18 protein-coding genes are annotated in these 20,116 nt (G+C 63.6%); 6 read left to right on the top strand and 12 right to left on the bottom strand.

Annotation, left to right across the window (positions count from 1 at the left end; translation table 11 throughout):
* Positions 1–88 precede the first annotated feature (88 nt).
* From K1X11_RS03390 to K1X11_RS03365, 6 genes are all read right to left on the bottom strand, one after another.
* Positions 89–601 (bottom strand): hypothetical protein, encoded by a 513-nt coding sequence (locus K1X11_RS03390; RefSeq protein WP_221032545.1) that lies wholly within the window; start codon positions 599–601, stop codon positions 89–91.
* Positions 602–650: 49 nt separating this feature from the next.
* Entirely contained in the window at positions 651–2,000 is a 1,350-nt protein-coding gene (locus K1X11_RS03385) for a Gfo/Idh/MocA family protein (RefSeq protein WP_221032544.1), read from the bottom strand.
* Positions 2,001–2,232: 232 nt separating this feature from the next.
* The gene (locus tag K1X11_RS03380; protein ID WP_221032543.1) at positions 2,233–4,494 is read right to left on the bottom strand and encodes a xanthine dehydrogenase family protein molybdopterin-binding subunit; all 2,262 of its coding nucleotides are present in this window, start codon (positions 4,492–4,494) and stop codon (positions 2,233–2,235) included.
* A gap of 18 nt (positions 4,495–4,512) precedes the next feature.
* Complete coding sequence (locus tag K1X11_RS03375) at positions 4,513–4,983, bottom strand: (2Fe-2S)-binding protein (RefSeq protein WP_221032542.1); 471 nt, start codon at positions 4,981–4,983, stop codon at positions 4,513–4,515.
* Between the two features lie 64 nt (positions 4,984–5,047).
* Positions 5,048–5,581, bottom strand: a complete 534-nt coding sequence (locus K1X11_RS03370; protein ID WP_225919640.1) for a DUF5069 domain-containing protein — start codon at positions 5,579–5,581, stop codon at positions 5,048–5,050.
* Between the two features lie 128 nt (positions 5,582–5,709).
* Positions 5,710–6,393 (bottom strand): hypothetical protein, encoded by a 684-nt coding sequence (locus tag K1X11_RS03365; RefSeq protein WP_324726076.1) that lies wholly within the window; start codon positions 6,391–6,393, stop codon positions 5,710–5,712.
* A 257-nt stretch (positions 6,394–6,650) separates the two neighbouring features.
* Between K1X11_RS03365 and K1X11_RS03360 the strand changes: the two genes are divergently transcribed.
* The 3 genes from K1X11_RS03360 to K1X11_RS03350 are packed head-to-tail and all read left to right on the top strand — an operon-like array spanning position 6,651 to position 10,578.
* Positions 6,651–7,943, top strand: a complete 1,293-nt coding sequence (locus K1X11_RS03360; protein WP_221032540.1) for a porin family protein — start codon at positions 6,651–6,653, stop codon at positions 7,941–7,943.
* A complete protein-coding gene (locus K1X11_RS03355; protein WP_221032539.1) occupies positions 7,940–8,557 on the top strand; it encodes a polysaccharide biosynthesis/export family protein in 618 nt (205 codons plus the stop codon). The genes K1X11_RS03360 and K1X11_RS03355 overlap by 4 nt, the downstream gene beginning before the upstream one ends.
* A 14-nt stretch (positions 8,558–8,571) precedes the next feature.
* The gene (locus K1X11_RS03350; RefSeq protein WP_221032538.1) at positions 8,572–10,578 is read left to right on the top strand and encodes a GumC family protein; all 2,007 of its coding nucleotides are present in this window, start codon (positions 8,572–8,574) and stop codon (positions 10,576–10,578) included.
* Between the two features lie 202 nt (positions 10,579–10,780).
* Here K1X11_RS03350 and K1X11_RS03345 read toward each other — a convergent pair whose 3' ends face one another.
* Together K1X11_RS03345 and K1X11_RS03340 are read right to left on the bottom strand one after the other, a co-directional pair.
* A complete protein-coding gene (locus K1X11_RS03345; protein ID WP_221032537.1) occupies positions 10,781–13,042 on the bottom strand; it encodes an O-antigen ligase family protein in 2,262 nt (753 codons plus the stop codon).
* Entirely contained in the window at positions 13,039–14,232 is a 1,194-nt protein-coding gene (locus K1X11_RS03340; protein ID WP_221032536.1) for a glycosyl hydrolase family 2 protein, read from the bottom strand. The genes K1X11_RS03345 and K1X11_RS03340 overlap by 4 nt, the downstream gene beginning before the upstream one ends.
* 340 nt (positions 14,233–14,572) lie before the next feature.
* Here K1X11_RS03340 and K1X11_RS03335 point away from each other — a divergent pair, with 340 nt between their 5' ends.
* From K1X11_RS03335 to K1X11_RS03325, 3 genes are read left to right on the top strand one after another with little or no spacing between them, the layout of a single operon-like run.
* Positions 14,573–15,460, top strand: a complete 888-nt coding sequence (locus tag K1X11_RS03335) for a PEP-CTERM sorting domain-containing protein (RefSeq protein ID WP_225919638.1) — start codon at positions 14,573–14,575, stop codon at positions 15,458–15,460.
* A 37-nt stretch (positions 15,461–15,497) separates the two neighbouring features.
* Positions 15,498–16,655 carry a hypothetical protein gene (locus K1X11_RS03330; RefSeq protein WP_221032535.1) on the top strand — a complete coding sequence of 386 codons (1,158 nt, stop codon included), beginning with the start codon at positions 15,498–15,500 and terminating at the stop codon, positions 16,653–16,655.
* Between the two features lie 49 nt (positions 16,656–16,704).
* Positions 16,705–17,415, top strand: coding sequence for a pseudouridine synthase (locus K1X11_RS03325; RefSeq protein ID WP_221032534.1), 711 nt, complete (start codon positions 16,705–16,707; stop codon positions 17,413–17,415).
* Here K1X11_RS03325 and K1X11_RS03320 read toward each other — a convergent pair.
* From K1X11_RS03320 to K1X11_RS03305, 4 genes are all read right to left on the bottom strand, one after another.
* Positions 17,399–18,133, bottom strand: coding sequence for an NYN domain-containing protein (locus K1X11_RS03320; protein WP_221032533.1), 735 nt, complete (start codon positions 18,131–18,133; stop codon positions 17,399–17,401). The two genes, K1X11_RS03325 and K1X11_RS03320, sit on opposite strands and share 17 nt — an antisense overlap.
* 11 nt (positions 18,134–18,144) lie before the next feature.
* The gene (locus K1X11_RS03315) at positions 18,145–18,690 is read right to left on the bottom strand and encodes a DUF2726 domain-containing protein (RefSeq protein ID WP_221032532.1); all 546 of its coding nucleotides are present in this window, start codon (positions 18,688–18,690) and stop codon (positions 18,145–18,147) included.
* 37 nt (positions 18,691–18,727) lie between these two features.
* The gene (locus K1X11_RS03310; protein ID WP_221032531.1) at positions 18,728–19,444 is read right to left on the bottom strand and encodes a flagellar basal body-associated FliL family protein; all 717 of its coding nucleotides are present in this window, start codon (positions 19,442–19,444) and stop codon (positions 18,728–18,730) included.
* A gap of 175 nt (positions 19,445–19,619) precedes the next feature.
* Positions 19,620–20,024 carry a hypothetical protein gene (locus K1X11_RS03305; RefSeq protein WP_221032530.1) on the bottom strand — a complete coding sequence of 135 codons (405 nt, stop codon included), beginning with the start codon at positions 20,022–20,024 and terminating at the stop codon, positions 19,620–19,622.
* Positions 20,025–20,116: the final 92 nt, after the last annotated feature.

Here is a 20,116-nt window from a genome sequence, read left to right as displayed (position 1 = left end):
GAGGGCGTAACGTTCAGGCGGAGAGCGACGGGTCGGAAGGAGACAGCGAATGCGGCTCGCGGTTTCCCTCCAGCGCAGTCGATGCACGTCACCACTTCTTGAGGATGGAGAAGCGGTCGTGCTGCACGAGGCGCAGGGCGAGGGCGACCAGCGCGACGTGGATGCCGAGCCACGCGATGCCGCCGTCTTGCTTGATGAGGATCAGACCCACCGTGAGGCTCACATAGACTAGGCCGTGCACCAGCAGCGAGATGCGCGGCGCGATGCCGAGCAGCAGCGTGATGCCCATGGCGATGAGCAGAGGACCCAGCACCGTGTCGTAGATTCCGAGCGCCCAGCCCGGCAGCAGCGGTTCGGCGGCAAACTTGTCCGCGAGCGGCACCGGGATGCCGTGGTAGTGCTCGAGTCCATACACTTTGTTGGACACCTCCACCATGGCGCCGTTGATGTCGGGTTCACCGAATTCATCGAGCAACGGTTGCTGCTCGGTGACGGTGCCGGCGTATTTTTCGAGGCCGGTGAACACGGCGCGGACGCCGAGCCACAGACGCAGCACCCAGAAGGCGAAGGTGGAGGCGAGGTTTTGGTCAGGGTTGGACATGGTGTGGAGGTAAGTGAATCAGCCGGGATCGGATTGCGGAGCGTGAGGCTTAGAAGAAGCCCGGGCGGTAGGACTTGGTGAGGTATTGCTCCGCCGACGGCAGGTTGGGGATCTTCATGTTGGCGGCGTCCCATTCGATGCGGCGGTTGGCCCGGATGGCCACGTTGCCGAGCAGCACGGTCTCGCTGAACGGGCCGGCGTAGTCGAAATTGGCGGCCGGCTGATAACCCTCGCGGATGGCGATGGCCCAAGCTTCGTGGTGGTTGCTGGTCGGCACGCGCGGCAGGGTCTTGGGCGGCAGGTTCGGCGCGATCTCGCGCATCTTGGTTTCCGGGAAGATGCGGATCGAGCTGTTGTAGGTGGTGCTCAGCACGCTCGCTTCGGAGCCGATGATGAAGCTGCCGGAGCCGTCGCGCGGGAGTTGGCGGCCGGCTTCGAATTCGGGCGGCAGGGTGGGGGTGAGACCGCCATCATACCAGGTCCACTTCACGCTGGGCATGTTGCCGCGCGCGGCAAAGTCGAACTTCACCACCGAGCTGACCGGGCAGGCGTGTTCCGTCATCTTGGCGGAGAACGCTTCCACGGCCGTCGGCGCGGTAAGTTCGAGGCCCCAGTAGGCCGCGTCCATGATGTGGCAGGCCATGTCGCCAAAGGCGCCGCAGCCGAAGTCCCACCAACCGCGCCAAGCGAAGGGCACGTAAGCCGGGTCGTAGGCGCGTTCCGGCGCGACACCGAGCCAGAGGTTCCAATCGAGGGTGTCGGGCACCACGGGAAGCATCTTGCTGTGGTCGGGCCACGGCAGGCCCTGCGGCCAGATCGGACGATTGGTCCAGCTGTGCACTTCACGCACCTCGCCGAGCACGCCGGCGGCGATCCACTCTTTGAGGAGGCGGGTGCCTTCGTTGCTGTGACCTTGGTTGCCCATCTGGGTGATGACGCCGGCTTTCTTGGCGGCGGCGGTCAGAAGGCGGGCTTCCTCAACCGTGTGGGTGAGCGGCTTTTCGACGTAAACGTGTTTGCCGTGAGCGATCGCGGTCATCGCGATCGGGAAGTGCATGTGGTCGGGCGTGGAGATGACCACGCCGTCGATCTTGTCGCCCATAGTGGCGAACATTTCGCGGTAGTCGCGGAAGCGAGGGACGTCGGGATAATTCTGATACGCCTCGGCGGCCATCTTGTCGTCGACGTCGCAGAAGGCGACGAAGGTCTCGCCCACCAGGGCCTCGATGGCGTTGCGACCGCGACCGCCGACGCCGACGATGGCGAGATTGAGCTTCGAATTGGGCGAAGCGGCGCCGCCCTGGCCTTTCATGATCGCCGGAAACGCCATGGCGGCGGTGGAGGCGATTGAGGTTTTTTTGAGGAAACTGCGGCGGGAGAGGTTGGGGTCGAGTTGCATGATGGGGGGATAAGAAAGAGGGGAGATAGGCCGGCCGGGAGGAAAGGGGTTACCTCACCGGTATGCACATAATTGCATGACCGTTAACGCGCCGTGTTCCCGAGGCAATGCCAAGCGAAGGCGTCGTGTTTATATCTGTCTGAATCAGGTTCTGTCCGGCTGGATATTGCAAAAGACCGACCGCAGCTTGCGGTCGGTCAACGCCTGTTAACTTCACGGGCAAAGACGACCGTCAGCTCCAGCTGAGGTCGACTTGGTTGAAGGGCATGCTTCGCACGCGTTTGCCGGTGGCGGCAAAGATAGCGTTGCCAATGGCAGGCGCGAGCGGCGGCAGGGCCGGTTCGCCGAGTCCAGTGGTCGGGAAAGGCGTGGAGATGAAGTGCACCTCGATCTTCTCCGGCGTGCCGTTGATACGCATGAGCGGGTAGTCGTGGAAGTTCGACTGCTGGACGGCGCCATTGGCCACGGTCACCTGCAAGCCGAGGGCGGAGGACAAGCCATCCACGATGGAGCCCTGCACCTGGTTCTCGGCACCGCTGAGGTTCATGATGGTCTCGCCCACATCACAGCTGGCGACGACGCGTTTGACCGTGAGTTGACCGGCAGGACTCACCTGCACATGGGCACCGATGGCAACGTAGCCGAGATGGCTGAAGTGGAACGCCACGCCGAGGCCTTCGCCCTTGGGGAGCGTTTTGCCCCAGCCGATCTTGGCGGCGGCGTCCTTCACGACGGTCGACATGCGACCGCCGTGGTATTCGGGGCCGCGACCACCGGCGGCGGGTTTGGCCTCTTCGCCCAAGACGGCTAGTTTGAACTCGACCGGATCAACGCCGGACGCCTGCGCCAACTCGTCGAGGAAGGATTGGGTGGCAAAGGCGATGGCGCACGAACCCGGGGCACGCCACCAACCGAGCGGTATGCCGGTGTTGATGACGGTTTGGGAGAGTTTGAAGTTCGGCACGAAGCGGCCGGGGAACTCGTCGCTGCTGATGCCGGCGCCACGACCCGGCTCGGAATCGCTCTGCTGGCCGACGGTGACGAAGTGATCCTGCCAGGCGACCAGTTTGCCGGCCGCATCGACGCCGCCCTTGAAGCGATGCCAACCCGCCGCGCGGTAGAGGTCGTGCTGCGTGTCTTCCTCGCGACTCCAGGTCATCTTGACCGGCACGCCGGCGCGTTGCGCGATGGCGGCGCACTGCACCATGTAGTCGCTGATGAGCCGGCGGCCGAATCCACCGCCAATGCGAGTCATGTGGATGAAGACGTTTTCTTCCGGGATGCCGAGATTGCCAGCGATGAGTCCGCGGCCCCAGCTCGGGAGCTGAGTCGGTGCCCAGATTTCGGCGCGGTCGGCCGTGACCACGGCGACGCAGTTTTGTGGCTCAAGCGTGGCGTGCGACAGATACGGGTAGGTGTAATACGACTCGAGGGACGCGCTCGCTTGGGTGAGGGCGGTATCGACGTCACCGTCGGCGCGGAGCTCTTTCTGCGGCTCACCGGCGGAGAGTTTCTCGGCCTGAGCGTAGAAACCATCGGTGCTTTGGCCGGCTGTCTCCTCGGGGTAGTCCCATTCGACGATGAGGGCGCGGCTGGCGGCTTTGAGCACCGACCAGGTGTCGACGCCGAGGATGGCGACGCCGGGTAAGAGTTCGTCGATCTTGCCATTGCCCTCGATGACGAAGGCGTCGGTCACGCCGGGCTGGCGCTTCACGTGGTCGAGGTTGGCGTTCTTCACCGTGCCGCCGAAGGTTGGACACTTGATGAAGGTGGCGTGGACCATGCCGGGGACGGTTTGGTCGATGCCGAAAAGTGGTTTGCCGGTAAACAGCGCGGGGTTGTCGATCCCCGGGATACGTTTACCGAGAATCTTGAAGTCCTGCGGGTCCTTGAGCTGCACGGACTCGGCGTCCGGCACTTCGAGGGCAGACGCGGCGGTGACGAGTTCTCCGTAACCGAGCGAGCGGCCACTGGCGGCGTGGTGCACAGCGTTGGCGGCCGCGTGGCACTCGGACTCCGGCACGTCCCAGCTCTGGGCGGCGGCCGTGATGAGCATGGCCTTGGCGGTGGCGCCGAGGCGGCGAAATTCCATGAAATGCGCCGGGGTGGCGCCCGAACCGCCGGCCATCTGGCGTTGGTAGCGGTTGTCGAGACCAGCTTGGGTGATCTGCACGCTGTCCCAAGTGACCTCGAGTTCTTCGGCGATCAGCATGGGCAGGGCGGTCTTCACGCCCTGACCGCATTCGGGGTTTTGGGAAACGATTACGACGCTGCCGTCGCGAGCGATGCGGAGGTGAAAGTTGGGCGCAAAGTCCCCGTCGTCAGGGGCGGGGAAGGCCGGGTTCTTGTCGGCGGCGGCAGACCGGCCCGGCAACATGAGGCCGAGGCTGAGGCCGGCGTAGGCCGCACCGGTGGTTTTGATAAAACCGCGGCGACTGACGCCGGTTGCGGCGGCGTTGCGATCGGCGAAGCGGGAGGCGAGTTCCGTGTTCATGGTGTCGTCCTCCTGGGGTTAGGCTTTGGCCGCGGTCTTTTCGGCGGCGAGGTGAATGGCTTGGCGGATGCGGACGTAGGTGCCGCAACGGCAGAGGTTGCCCGCCATGGCCGAGTCGATGTCGCTATCGGTCGGCTGCGGGTTGGAGGCGAGCAGCGCGGCGGCACTCATGATCTGGCCGGACTGGCAGTAGCCGCACTGCGGCACGTCGACCTCATCCCAAGCTTGTTGCACGGCGGAGACGCCGGCCGGATCGAGCCCCTCGATGGTGGTGATGGGTTGCGCCCCGACGGCGGACACCGGCAGTTGGCAGGATCGCATGGCCGCGCCGTTGAGGTGCACGGTGCACGCGCCGCAAAGTCCCATACCGCAACCATATTTGGTGCCCACAAGGTTGAGGTGGTCCCGCAGCACCCACAGGAGGGGAGTATCGGGGGCGACGTCGACGGTGTGGCTTTCGCCGTTCACCTTTAGGGTGTAGCTGCTCATGAGTGGGGAGGGGAGCTAAGGGTTCGAGGCAGAAGAAGCGGGAGGAGCGCGGGGGAAAGTGGCGTCAGACCGCGACCGAGCGGGCTTTCACCCAGGCAATGATGGCATCGTCGTCATCGAAGTGCCGCCATGCGAGATTGAGGAATTCGGCCGGCAGGATGTCGTGCGTGCGGAAAAAGTTTCGGTCGCCGCCGCAGCAATACATCATCGATGCCGGCAGCTCGCCACGCAGCTTGGCGCGCACCTTGGGGAGGATGCGGGGAAGCCACACGATGCCATCGATGGCTTCGGCTTTGCCCGCCCAGGTATCCGGATCGGCCACAACGGTCGACGGCACGCCCTTCTGGACGTTGAGGAAGTAGTCGCGGCGAATGGTTTCGATCGCAAGGGCGTGTTCAAAGCCCGGTGCGCCGCCGGAGACGTCGTCCTCGGCGTAGTCAAACATCGCCTGGGCGTTGATGCCGTTGGCGGCCAGCCAGGCGGTTTGCGCCTCATCGTAAAGCTCGGCAGAGGAGCTGGCCCCAGCCCGGTAGGCTTGGACGGCGTGATCGTAAAGTTCGCGGAACGTGGTAGGGAAGGCGAAGTGCGTGATCGACATCGCGGCGAACCGTAGGGGGGACCTCCCAGAACGCAAAACCTCGGGTTTGTTTTTCGTTGAGTGGAAGTGGGCCGTTCACCGAGCGCGAACCCGTCGGATCATGGCGCCTACTGAAACCCGAATTGGCCTCAGGGTTCCATCCGGCGGCGGCTGGAGGTGTTCATCGTCAGGAGGAACAACACGCCCAGACCCACGAATACGCCCCACCTCCAGTTGTCCTCGGCGCTGGTCCAGTCGACTTCGAGGTAGGGGTGGAAATCGGGATCGGCAAAGTCGGCCGAGCGGATGCCGGCCGTGGCGCCAGCGCAGGGAGGGATGACGAAGGCGCTCGCCGCCGCGCCGTCCATGCGGTCGCGCGCGACATCGGCGGTGATGTCGAATTTGAGCCAACCGCCTTGGGTCGCGCCGAGCGGATATGCGCCCCCCATCGCTTGATCCAGTTGTTGTCCGGCTTGGCCGTCGGCGGTCGTCGAGGAGACGTGTTGAAGAGTGGCACAGGGGGCTGCGTCGGTCTCCGTAGGCGTGGTGGCCGGCGCTTCGACAAAGAGGTGCAGGGTGACGCGTTCGATCGCGGGGGAGTCGGGGAGGTTCGCCAGCGGAACTTGCAGGAAGGCCCGAGTGCGTTCGCCCTTGGCCGGATTGCAGGTGCGTCCCACCGGCAGCGAGGGGGCGGCCTCGTCGAAGCGCTGGGGCTGCCAAGAAAAGTCAGGCCGACGTGTCTCGATGGAGATGCCGTCGTTGGCAGTGGTGAGGGGAATGACCATCGTGTCCGCGGCGGCTACGGCCGCGCAGGCGAAGAACAAGGCGGGCACAGATAAGGAGAGCCGCATGGGTGATCTACCTCATGCAAATTCGTGAAGCTTCAATGCGAAAGACCGGTCACGAACCGGTTAGCAATTTTGATCAACGGTGTGATAAGCGCATGCAGAGAGGGGAGATTAGGTAATACGTCGCGGCGTTATAGGTGATGCCCCTCAGGCGTAGGCGGGAGTCCCTACGCATTGCCCCGTATCGGCGACAGTTCGCCTTCAAGTCCCTGCAGGCCGCACCGATACGGGATTTCAACCGCATGCGTTGTCCCCTTACTTGCACCTTTTCCCTCTCCGGTGTTCGAGCGAGCCGTTCGCCCGTCACCGCTTGTTTCCGCCTGCTCATGGCGTTGATTTGGTCGGTTGCGTTCGTCGGGGCTACCGCGAGCGCCCAAACCTGGGTGCGTGACACCATGCGGGATCCGACGGCGGTCACGGCCGCGGTGGCCACACCGGCGCAGAACGACCGTGGCCCGGCGGGCTTGCAGGGAACACTGTCGGCCGAAGTCGGCTTGGAATACACCGACAACGCCCGCCTCACGACCGACGGCGAAGACGCATTGGCGCTGGTGTTGGGCCTGAAGGTGGGCCTCGACATGCCGTTGACGGAGCAAAACCAATTTCACCTCCAGGTGGCCGGCACGCGCCGCATCTACCTGGACGGTCCGGACGGCCTGCACAGTTACCAAAGCATCGCGCCGGGGTCCGACCTCGGTTTCGACGTTTTTGTGGGGCGCGCCAAGATCCGCACCTTCGTCAGCGCCAGCCTGCAGGAAGACCCCATCGAATCCGTCGTGATCAGCCAGACCGACCGCTTTGGGCGGCTTAACATCGATGCCGGCGCGCAGCTCGACTGGGACATGAACCGGGTCGTGCTTCAGGGCATGGTGCTCTACGGCTGGCAGGATCAGACCGCCGGAGGCAATGGTCTCGACGCCAAGCGCCGGGCGGTATCGTTGCAACCTTACTTCCCGCTCGGCAAAGGCGGCGGCTGGGGCGTCTCGCTGAGCGCGTCGGATCTCGACTACGATCTCGCCCAGCAGAACGACTCCCACTCCGAAAGCGTCGGGGTGTTTTTACAGCATTTGATCTCTCGGCAGATGCGGTTCATGGCCGAAGCTGGCGTGCAACGCTCGAGCTTCGATCGCGATGGCTCGATCAACGACAACGAGGATTTTTCCGGCGCCTACGGTTCGCTGCGCTTCGACCACCAGGTGCGTCGTGCCCTGCGTTACACCGTCATCGCCGCGCAGGAAGTGCAGGACGGCATTGGCACCAACTTTTACGAGATCCGTTCGATCCGGGTGGCCCCGCAGCTCGCGCTCTGGCGCCAGTCTCACCTCGACTGCATGTGGTTGTGGGAACGGATTCATGAGTCGGGCTCCTTCGGCGAATCCGCCACCCGCCAGACCCTGCAGGCTCGCCTGCAACGTCCGCTTTCCTCGCGCCTCGAGGCTTCGCTGGAATGGCGCTGGGTCGACAAACGCTCCGACATCGCCGCGCGTTCCTACACCCGCAATCGCATCGCGATCTTCGTGCAATACAGCCTGTGAACGCCCGCGCCATCATCCAACTCGCGCTCGCTACGGTTGTGCTGCTGTCCGGCTCGCTGGTCAGCCCGCTGCGTGCGGAGGTGCGACCGGATCGCCCCCTCGCCGTCGGCGACCGTCTGCGCTACCGGGTGACCGAGGATGGCGAACCCACCGTGGAACTGGTGGTCGGCAACACGGGCGCGGTTGAGCTGCCGTTTTACGGTCCGCTGGACGCGGCCGGGCTCACCATTCCAGAACTCCGCGCGAGCATCAAAACCGCGCTCGAGACCGAACTCTACGTGACTGCGACGGTGAACCTGACCGTGGCGGAGTATCGCATGGACGACCTCAGCCGCGGCCGCGTGCATTTGTCCGGCCAGGTGCGGCAGGTGGGGCCGGTGGAGATCGATCTTTCTCGCGAGAATTTCCTCGGTCGGGTGCTGCTCGCGGCCGGTGGCCTCACCGATTTTGCCGACAAGCGCAATGTGCGCATCGTCCGTCAACACGAGGGCGGGGAGACGCGCACCATTACGGTCGATCTGCGCGCTGTGCTCGACCAAGGCCGTTTGGAGCAGGACGTCGCGCTGCAGGACGGTGACTTCGTCATCGTGGGCGAAAAACTCATCAACTGGTAACCCCGCCAATCACCGTGGAACTCGAGGATCTTAAACGCTACAACCCGCTGCTGTCGCCCGTCGTGCGACGCCATGGTTGGATTATCGTGCTCTTCGTCGTATTGGGCGGAGCCTACGGTTACTTCCAGCTGCGTCGGCAGCACGTCGACTTTCAGTCCGACGCCAAGATGTATGTGACCGGCCGGGTCGTCATGGCCGACACCCCCTCTGCCTTTGCGGAGGAAGTGGCCAACTATCTCGGCACGCAGATCGAAATCATGCGCAGCGAGCAAATTCACCAACGCAGTCTGCAACGTCTCGCATTGGCGGGGCAGACTTCCTCCGTCCCCGCTACGCTGTTAGTGAGTGTGGCCGAGCGCACCACCGTGCTGGATCTGAGCTGTGTGAGTGCCGACGGCGACTACGCGCGGCACTACCTCGATGCGGTGATGGAGGAATTTATGGAGTTTAAGCGCGATCGGCGTCTCGCCGTTTCGCAGAACACGTTGGAGCAGATCAAAGGCGAGATCGCGCGGCTGGAGGATGACCTTGCCCAGCAGGAAGCAGCCTTTTTTGCATTCCGTGAAAACAACAACATCGGCTTCTGGGAACAGCAGTCTGCCGCCAGCGCGGGCTACCTCACCGAACTCAAATCCCGCGAGGCCAACCTCAAACTTGAGCTTTCGCTTATGACCAACTGGCGCCGTCTCAGCTCCGAACAGGAGCTACCTCCGAGCCTGATGACTGCCGCTGGCCCCGGCACCGCTAACGGTTCGTCTGGCGGCATGATGGGGGAGCTGAACGCACTGCGCCACGAGCTCAGCCGCCTGGAGGTGGAGCGCGAATTGCGACTACGCGTGCTGCGACCGGCTCACCCGATCGTGAAACAGCTGAGCGCTGAAATCGAGAAGCAGGAGATGCTCGCCGCCGCCATGGAAAAGGAATTGGCGCGCGTGGGGGACCAACGCCAGATTGCATTGGAGTCCGAACTCGCCAGCGTGCGGGCCGCCATCGCCGAGTGGGAGGTCAAGGCCCTCGAATCTTCGCGCATCGAAGCCGAGTATCAGAAACTCAGCGACGCCCGCGATCGCACCAAAGACCTTTACGACCGCATGCTGGGCTCCCTGCGCAACCTCGATGTGGGCCGGGGCATGGACCAGGAACTCGTGCAAGTCCTCCAACCCGCCACGCCGGCGCATCCCATCATGCCGGCCGTGCGCACCTCCGTTGCCAACGGCGCCTTTGTGGGAGGCCTAGCCGGATGGTTGATTTTCTGGCTGCTGGTGCGTTCGGATGACCGCGCTTACTCGCTCGAGACGACCGTCGATTTTCTGCGGTGTCCGGGGCTCGGCGAAGTGCCGCTGCGTTCGCGCAATCGTGTATCCATGCGCCGGACACGCTACGAAGAAGCGGCTTTCGACGAGGCGTTTCGTCGCCTGCGTTCGCTGCTGATGATTGACCGGCAGGATCACACCGGCGTGGTGTTCCTCGTGACCAGTTCCCTCGCGTCGGAGGGCAAAACCGAGGTTTCGGTGAACCTGGCGCGAGCCTTTGCCGCGGCCGGCAAACGCGTATTGCTGATCGACGCAGATCTGCGCCGCGGCCGCATCGCGAGTCTGTTCCCCGGGATGGATCAAGCGCCGCACGGTTTTGCCCAATTCCTGGAGCACAAGTTGCCCGCGAGCGACGTCGTGCAATCCACCAGTGACGCGAATCTCAGCGTGCTGCCCCGCGGCCTCGAAGCCCGCAAGGGGGGAGATCTCTTCAGTTTGTCCAGGGTCAACGCGCGCATCGACGAGCTGCGTCAGGGCTTTGATGTGATCATTATCGACTCGGCGCCGATCGGTCCGGTGGATGACACCGCCGGCATTCTGGCCTCGGCGGAGAAGGTGTTGTTTGTTGTGCGGGCTGCCAGCACCTCCCTGCGCACCGTGGCCCAAAACGTTGGCCGCTTGAAGGACATGGGCGTGGCCCAACCGCAGATCGTGCTCAACGGCGTGAAGGCGGAGTTGTCCTCCAAGTATTACAACTACTACCGCTGAGCTCTGCTTTGAGAGGTTCGCGAGGGGGCCATGGCGTTGTGCCTCTGTCGCCGGGGCGTGTCGAACGGTAGCAGCGTTCGAGCGCAGCGAGAACGTAGTCGCCTTCGGGCCACGCTTTCACCTTCGGTTCAAGCGCAGCCACTCAAGGGGGGCCAAGGCGCAATCATCCGTGTAGGAGACGGTGTCTTTGCTCCCTTCGCCACTACCGCTGAGCGGCGAGCGCCCGCAGGGCGGATTGGCTGGCTGCTGCGAAATCTCCCGAGCGAGCCTCGGCGTGCGCATGACGGAGGAGAAACCACGGCGCGATGTCTTGGGCCTGAACCGCATCCTGCAGCAACTGGAGGTAGTTATCCGAACTCGGGTCGAGCGCTGCGATGCGGTGACCGAGCGACACTTTGTCGGCGGGATCCAGTCGCGCCACCGAACGCGCGGTGACGGCAGAAGCGGGCAGGGCGCTGGGTTCGGGCAGAAGTTGTTCCAATAAAACCCAAGCGAGATCCGCCCGACCCACTCTCACAAAACGTTGGGCGGCGTCACCCACGGCGCGCGGCTCCTGCGACCGCGTTGCCAGCCAGCGAGCGAAGTCCCGCCGGGAGCCCCAACGGGCAAACCCTGCCACCACATCGCTGAGACGCAGGGGCGTGGTCAACGCGGCGGCGGGCTGCTGCAGCCAATCCGTAAAAGCCTGTTGTCCGGCCGTCGTGGGAAAGGCACCGGCGAGCACGATAAGCATGGCGGGATCCTCGCCGGCCGCCTGCCAGGCAACGTCGTAGTTAAGTTCCGGATACTCAGTGAGCAGACGTGAAAGCTCGCCGGCGCGAATCTCCGGGGCGCCGGCCAATGCCAGTTGCCAATGCGGCAACGCCAGCTCCGGCGACCGCGCCTGGAGCGCGACCGCGTATTGCCGCAACATCGCGTAGTTGGCCGGCTGCAATTGAGCCGCAAAGTGCCAGTGGCGGCTGGCCAATTTCAGGTCTCCCTGCAGCAGGGCAGCCCGACCTAGTTGGTGGTGAGACACAGCGTCCAGCGGGTGAATGCGCAGGGACGCCCGTCCTGTTTCGGTGAGTGAGACCTGACCGTTTGGGTCTTTCGCGTAGGCATTCACGCCCTGCTCCGATTCTTCTGCGCGGCCAAGATAGGGGCGTAGCGAAAAGAAAAGTGCTGCCAGTGCGACCGTCCCAGTGGCAAAGACGGGCCACGCCCGGGGCCGGGCCGGCGCGGAGGCGCTTCGACCGCGAAGAAGCAGTCCTACCATCGGCACACCGAGCACGAGGAGCGCCGGTCGATGCAGGCTCACATCGCCAATGGCGGGCACCACCCAAGCCGTGGTGCCCGCCCACGCGATGGCGCGCAAAACCTGGCCGTCTTCCCGCAGGTGGCGGTGGCGATCCCGTGCGAGCGCGGCGAGGCAGATCGCGAGGACCGCGAGACCGAGCAGGCCAAACTCAAACAAGAGCAGCACCCAGCTCGAATCGGGGTGCACAAACTGCGCGCCGAGCGAGGGCAAGAGTCCGCCCAGCAAGGCAAACTGGGGTTCAAAGAGTCCGAGGCCCAAACCGCGCCAAGGTGTTTGCGCCCAAATGTGCAGCGCCGAGCGCCAGATTTCCGCGCGCGAACCCACGCCGACGTCGAGCTGCTCTGCCACGACCGCGGGCGCGAGTAACAGGGCACCTAGCGCCACCACCGCGAGATAGAGCAGGGTGAACCGGCGGCCAAAGCGAAACTGGGAACGTAAACTCACGCCCACACCGACCGCCACGCCCGTGACCAACGCCGCGGTGGCTCCGCGCGATGCGAGCTGCAGGCAGGCGCTCCCGGCCAGTAATGTGGCCAAGACCGCCGTCACCATGGCACCGGTGTGGCGCCGCCGAAACGCGATCCACGCCCATCCCGCCGCCGCCAAGCAGCTCAAGGCGAGGGCGCCGGCGATGCCGTTCACGTTCGTGAGCGTGCCCCAACGGAGTGCGCCCGGGGTGAGATCGGGCGGACTCAAGCACAAGGGTAACGCGGCTGCGCCACCGAGAACCGCAGTCGTCGCCAACCAAGTCTCGGCGTAGTCGGTTTGGGTGAAGAGCTGCTGACAAAGTCGCACGCCGATCAGCACGGTAGCCAAAAGCACCACGGCATGCACCGACGTCAGCGGGGCCGGGTTTAGGCCGTTCCCCAGCGCGTCGCCGCCGGGCAGCGTATCCAGCCAGGCCCACGAGGCCCGGAGTGTAGCCGGAGCCGGGGCGAGGTCTTTGAGCAGGAGGACCGCGGAACCCACCAACAGCGTGAGTTCAAAGCGGCCGGAGGCTATCGGGAGGGGCGTTGCGTTGCGGTCGGCGTGGATTCGTGGGAGACCCCACAGCAGCAAACCCACCAGCAACGCGCCGGGGCCCAGAAACGTCGGCACGAAGCAGGCTACAATCGGCAACAGGATCGCGCCGATCACCATGCAAACGCGACCAAGCGGCAGACTCACGAACTGACGGGTCTGGGTTCGACCGGGTCGGCATCCGGCACGCTGGCGGAGGCCGTGTTTTCGGGCTCCACCTCGACCACCGGTTCTTCTTCGACCACCGGCTCCTCTTCCTCCACCTCCGTGACCCGGGTGGGGGTGACCGGCGTGACGGCGGTAGCCACGGCGTTGAAGGCGGGAGCGACACTCACGACGACCGGACCACTGGACCCGGGCGGGGGCGGCGTGCGTTCGATGCGGGCAAGCGCGAAAATGCCGACTTCTTTAACCGCGAGGGCTTCGCCTTCGCTGGGAGTCCAGTCGAGTTGGATATGCGCGGCGCGCACGCCGTTTGTGCTGAAGGACAATGCTTCGGTGCCGCCGTCGAGCTCCATGGCGGCGAGTTCGCGACCCGCCGAGCCTTCCTCATCGGAGGTTTGCACGCGCAAGGTGCCGCGCGCCGGTCCGACGGCGAGAGTCACGCGGTCGATGTCCACTACACTGGCCAGCTGAATGACTGAGTGGGCCGTTTTGGCGTTGGCGCCTGGCGTGAGCGGAAAGCTGGTGGCGGTGTCTCCGTCGATCATGGTATCGGCCTCGCCGGGCACGTCTTGGCGGCTGATGGCGCCGCCGAGGGCCTTGAGGGCAAAGTTCACTTCGGCGATTTCGCCTTTCTGGGTCGGGGCGTTATCGTCACTACCCGCCGCCGGAGAAATGATCGTGGCGATGCTCAGTTCGCCGGTGGGACGTCCGCCGATCTTCACACCGCGGATCGGCGCTGAGGCGGATACGTTGAGCTCGAGCACGACGACGCTCGCTTGAGGGAGATTGAGCGCGGTGCGTTGGCCGTCATTCAGAGCGTGCTCGGGGTGAGCGAGGGTGAGGTCGGAGTCGCCGAGAATGGGGGCGGAAGCGGCCGTCCAAACCTTAAACGAACCCTCGGCCTGCGGGGCGAAGAGCGACAGGTCTTCGAGCGTGGCGTCCTGCGTGAGTTGGATCAGCAAGCGGGTGCGACCGACGGGCGGCGTCCAGCCCGAGGCGGCATCGTCATCGATCACCGCCTGCAGCGCCTGGCCAGGCACGAAGCCCATGCCGTTGCCGGACTCGACGAAGATGTGGGCTCCGGAGAAGCCGCGGGCGAAGTTGTTGGGCACGTCTGCGGGAGCGGCCTTGGCTGTGGTATCCGCGGGCAGGGCGTGCGGCGCCACGGCCATTCCAAACAAACACAATGCCAGAAGGGGAGAACTGCGGCGTAGCGCAGCCCGACGAGAGGAGCGGGAGTAAGCCATGGTAGTTAAGGCCGTTAAAGGTGAGCGGTTCTTCGGCACACACCCGCCTGGGCCGGAGCGGAATTTGATGCATAGGCGTAAAAAACCTGTCCGGTGGAAATTCCGGAAAATACTCCACCTAGGAGGTTTACCCGATCGAAAATGAGTATTTCTGCGCCCATGATAGCGCTTCAGCGCCTTTGCGCCGGGGACGAATAACAGGCGGATGTTTTCTTCGTTCCGACGTTGGGCTCTTCTTGCTTTCATTTGCCTCTGCGGGGGCCGGATGCTGCACGCGCAGGTCACGGTTTCCGATGCGACCGGCTGGTCGGGGTGGAAGGCTGCCTCGACTGGCAACACGATTGCCGACCCGCTGGGTGATCAGCAAACCGGCCAAAGCTCCGATGACTTCGTTGGCGGCGACGACGGCAGCGGCACCATCTTCTACGGTATGGCGCAGAAAACCGGCACGCTCGCGGGCCATGGCAGCGACGAATACATCATGTTCCGCGCCCGCATGGATGGCTACGACGTCGACAACAAGTTTGGCGGCAACGGTGGTCGGTTCAGCCTCGGTATGGACTTGGACAACTCCGGCAGCATCGACCTCATCATGATGATGGCAGAAGGCTCCGGCAACGTCGGCAATCGCAGCCGCACCATCACCTTCGGCACACCTGGCAGCGGGGCCAACGATGCGCCCAGCACGACCTCTTGGACTTTCCAGACGCAGACCCCGATCGACCTCGTGGTCGGGGATACCTACAGCCTCATTCAGGCCAGCGACGGTTCCGCCTTCAACGGCACGCCCGACGCTTGGGTCAATTTTGCCATCAGTTTCACCGACTTCACCGCCGCGATCCAGACCTACGCCAAAGGCTCCTTTTCGACCTTCACCTTCGATGCCAACAGCGAGGTGTCCTACATCGCCTACACCTCCACGCAGGACAACGCGATCAACCAGGACCTCTTCGGCGCCAACAAGGCCGACATTTCCAGCGGCATGACCTTCGCCGACCTCGGCACGCTCACGCCTTCGATCACCGCCGCGGGCACGCCGGTGCCGGAGCCCGCGACCTACGCCCAGATCGGCGGCTTCATGCTGGTGGCCGGTGCGCTCTTCTGGCGCCGCCGCCGGCAGCGACTGCGCGCATCGCTTCCCGTGCAAGCCTGATCCGGCTGGCGGTGCGGCCCCTCCATTTCACTGCCCCATGTCCATTCGCTTTCTCAAGATCATCGGCCTGCTGGCTGTCGCGATTGCGGCGAGCATCACCGTGGCACGCACGCTCACCCCACGGTTGCGCGAGCGGCGTATTCAAGAATTTGTGACACAAGGCGACGCGGCCCGGGCGAACGGTGAATTACGGACCGCACGCACCGCCTACCAATCGGCCTTGAGGCTGGACCCGCAGCGCTTTTCCGCGCGGGTGGGGGCGATCCAGGCCTGCCTTGACGAAAACGATTTTTCCGGGGCGTTGGCGCTGAGTCAGGCGCTGCCCAACCGCGGCGGAGCGTCGGGCGAACAATTTGTCTTCGATGCGCTGCTGCTACGCCGCGAATTCGCCAAACTGGCGGTCTTCTGTGGCCAGCAGATTTCAGCACACGAGGATGCGACGAAGCACCGTTGGTTCCGCGACCTGCTGGTCTCTGCTCGCATCGCACGGCTGCCGCTCCCGCTCGATTGCGGCTATTCGCCAGCGACGCGAGCGTTGCTGGAAGCGCACAACGCGCAACTTTCCGGAACAGGAATGGACGCGGTGATTGAGACATTAACCGGGCTCGCCAGCGACCGGATGTCACCGCCGGAGATGCTCTTGGTATTCTCCGCGCAACTCGAGTTGGCGGGCACCCACGTGGCCGAAATGCTGCTTCTTCGTGAAGGGCATCGTTTGAGTGAGTTTGATCGTGCGCTTTGTGAATGGCAGCTGGAGTCGCGGCGCCGTAGCTGGGCCGAGACGTCCACCTGGTCGGCGTTGTTGCGGGTGGCCAATACGCCGGCGCGGCGAACGATCGTCAGCACCCACTTGCTGGAGGCCGTGCACGCCGATCTCGCCGCCGCAACGTTGCAAGCCTGGCATGGCGACGCGAGCGCGTTGCCACTCGAAACGACCGGCGCGTGTTGGGCGGTGGCGCAGCGTCACGGGCTCGAAGGCGAAGTGCGATTTTGGGCGGAGACTTACCGTCGGCGGACCGGGCGGCATCTGCCGTCATTGCTTGGTGAATACCTGGGCGGAACCGACCCGGAGCAAAGCCTCAAAGCCAGTGAACTGATGGTTGGGCACGTGCCTTTGGATCGCGGAATGATTCTCGCCCTGCGCGAAAGCCTGGGCAGCCAGGCATCGCCCGTGGCAGTGGCCGGGAACCGCTAGTCGGGTCCGTCATTGACAACCGCGCCGGCCGCGCCGCGTCGTGGACGCGATGAAACTGGACCGCCTTCTCGCCAAACACCGCCTCATGGGCCGCACCCAAGCGCGGACCCTGTTGCTGGCGCGACGCGTGCGAGTGGACGGCGAGATTGAGACGCGCTTCGACACCGAGGTGGACCGCTTCAGCGCGGTGTTGGTCGACGATGAAATCGTTCAACCGGCGGCGCGACGGCTTTACCTGATGCTGCACAAGCCGGTGGGGGTGGTGAGCGCAACGAGCGACGCCGAGCATCGCACGGTGCTCGACCTCATTGATGACCCCGACAAGGACACCCTGCACCTCGTCGGTCGGCTCGACCGCAACACCTCGGGGTTGGTCCTACTCACCAACGACGGCCGCTGGTCCAAAGCGCTCATGCACCCGGACAAAAAGGTGGCGAAAGTCTATCGCGTCACGACCCGCGACCCCATCGCGCCAGACGCGGTGGCGGCGTTTGCGGAGGGTTTCTATTTCCACACCGAGGACCTCACCACCCAGCCGGCGCACCTGGAGATACTCACGGCCCACACCGCTCGGCTTACGCTGCACGAAGGCCGCTACCACCAAGTGAAGCGCATGTTCCACCGTATCCAAAATCGCGTGACCGCCCTCCACCGCGAAAGCATCGGCGACTACGTGCTGCCCGAAGACCTGCCCCCGGGCGAGTGGCGGATGGTGCCTGAATCAGCGAACGAAACAGCTCGTTCTAGCCCTTGCTCCTGAGCCGAACGAAGTGGGTGCCACCATTGTCGTCCTTCACGTATTTGGTTTCGAATACGTCTATCGCTTTGAGGAGGTCGCTGAGTTTGCTGTAGCCATGATTTCGCGGGTCAAATGAACCCTGGTTCGCGATGTGGGTGCCCACCACCGCGAGGTTCGCCCAATCGCTTTCACCCATGGCTGAACGGACCGCGGTCCTGAGCGTGTTCATGAGTTTGGTGTCCCCCTTGAGCTCTTTCCCGGGGCGTTTGGCCCGCGGTGGTTTTTCGTCCTTACTGGCAGGCTCTTCGTCCAGATAGAGGAATTTCGAGCAACTGTTGGCGAAAGGTTCCGCAGCCTTCTTGGTCCCGAAACCGATCACCGTCTTCCCCTCGGCCCGCAAACGTGTCACCAGCGGGGTGAAATCGCTATCGGAGGAGACAATACAGAACACCTCGGCGTTTTTGGTGTAGAGCGTGTCCATGGCATCGATCAGCAGCGCCATGTCGGCCGCGTTTTTACCTTTGATCAGATCGAACTGCTGAATCGGGCGGATGGCTTTGTCGTGCAGCACGCTTTCCCAGCCCGCCAATTCAGGTTTTTTCCAGTTTCCGTAGGCGCGTCGAATGTTGACGACGCCGTAGCTCGCGAGTTCGCCGATGATAAAATTGATCTTCGCCGCCGGGGCATTATCGGCGTCGATGAACAAGGCAATGTTGGCCGATGGCGCGGGGAGGGGCATGGGGTTTGGGGTCAGACGTTTTGCGTATCAGGGGAAGTAGGAGCACTCGGTATCAACGCCTTCTCGATCTCGCTAAGCACCAGGCGAGGATCGTAGGTCGCTTGGACCTTCACCCGCAGGAGTGGAAGGCCGGCCGATTTGAAGGTCGTGTCGACAAACTCATCGCGTTTCACGCGGGCGCCGCGCTGGTGGGATTTATCGTCGAGTTCGATGCCGAGGATCGGTTTCCCGTCCGACTTTTGGATGAGCAGAAAATCAACGTGTTTGGAGGTGATGCGATTTACGGCTCCCTGCCGTTCGCGGCGATCGACGCCGGGTTTGACCTCAAAAATGTCAGCCAAGCGCACTTTGCTCGAAATGGTCAGTTCACCTAGCTCAATGAGGTCGAGGACGCCGAGAAACGACCGCTCGGCCGGAGAGTATATCGAAGGGCGCAGGGTGTAGAGAGCCGCGTCCGCCTTCGGTTCGCCGACCTTTGACTTGAGAGCGACTGCCGCGAACGCGACCAGCACTACAGCTACGACGACAGCCAACAGAAGAATCGGTGTGGTGTTCATTTGGAGAAAGCGAGCGACGAGGGGGACTCGGATCAGGCTATTTGTATTCCGCGGTCTTCGGGGCAAATTCCACGACACGCAAATCACCGTCGCTTTCGGTCGTGATCGCCTCGTATCCGCGACGAGTCGTTCCGTAGGCCCTGGTGTTCCGGTTGTAGTATTCGATCTCAACATTGCCGGTGCTTCGTATCTGGGACCACCCAACCATCCGTTCGGTTTGTCGCGGGAAAACGGTTACATTTCGGACAACCTTCTCGGCGGATCCGAGAACATAATCATGAAGAAAGAAGGACTCGGCGTAGTCCGCCGCTGATTGGCGATGCGATTCAAGGCTTACGGACGATTGGTAAGATCCAGAAGCCGGCCGCGCCTTAGGTTGGGGCTTTGTTGGCAGCGTGCGAGTGACGTAAGGGTTGAACTCCTTCTTGGCGGTGGATCGAGGAGAGGGAGCAGTGACCTTCTTGGTCGAACTTTGGTTTGTCGGCTGCCGAGATGGTGGAGCGAGGGGCGGTTGGGCGACCTCAGCTTGGGGAGGCGTGAACACGAGGTGATTAGCCGGATCCGGTTTGCTTAACCACCACCATGACGCGCCGGCTACTGCCGCAATACCTACAATTAACAGTATAGTGACGGTTATAATACTGGGGCCGCCGCCGGCGCCTTCAATCAGCTCCATGTCGGAGCGTGTGTTGCGCACGGCGTTGGCGATTTGGCGGGCGCGTTCGAGTTCTTTGGCGGAAAACTTCTGGCTCATGGGAACGGGGATTAATGAGGTCCCGGAGTCAGCGGCTTTTCGCCTTGGTCTGGTCCTGCTTTTTCATGCGGTTTTCAACCGGGGCGAGGCCAGCGCCGAAGTTGTTGCGCGGAACCAAGTCAGAACTCGGTCGGAGGTAAAGTCCGAGCGCTCTGATTGGGTCAAAAAGACAAAATCAGCGCACCCGGTCGGCGCGGGGTTTTTCCAGGGAGGCGATTTCGCGCGTGCTGCAGTCGGGGCAGACGCCGTGCGTGATGGCGCGGCGGGTGTTGCGGGCCAGCACCTCCTCCACGTGTTCCCAATAGCCTTCGTCGTCGCGGACGCGGTGACACCACGCGCAGATGGGGAGCAGGTCGGTCAGCTCGTTCACTTGCGCCAGCGCTTGCTCCAGGCGCGATCTGGTTTCGGTCAGCTTTTCGCGCTGCTCCGCGAGTTGGTGGTAGGCGCGACTTTGAAAATAAACAATCGGCGGCGCGATGATGCTCGGACACAGGATCGCCAGTCCAAAGACCGCCGGCCAGTCGAGTTGATCGATCCCGATGCTGCCGACGTAGAGGGTCGCGACGCTAACCGACACCAAAACGGAGATCAGCCCGCCGAAAGCGGCGATGACGCGGGGCGAGTGGCGCAGGAAAAATGGGGGACGGGTCGTGCTGATGCGGGACGTCGGTA

The organism is Actomonas aquatica (assembly GCF_019679435.2).
GTDB classification, from domain to species: Bacteria; Verrucomicrobiota; Verrucomicrobiia; order Opitutales; family Opitutaceae; genus Actomonas; species Actomonas aquatica.
Note: the sequence above shows the minus strand (reverse complement) of the source record. Positions and strands in the feature narration are given on the sequence as shown.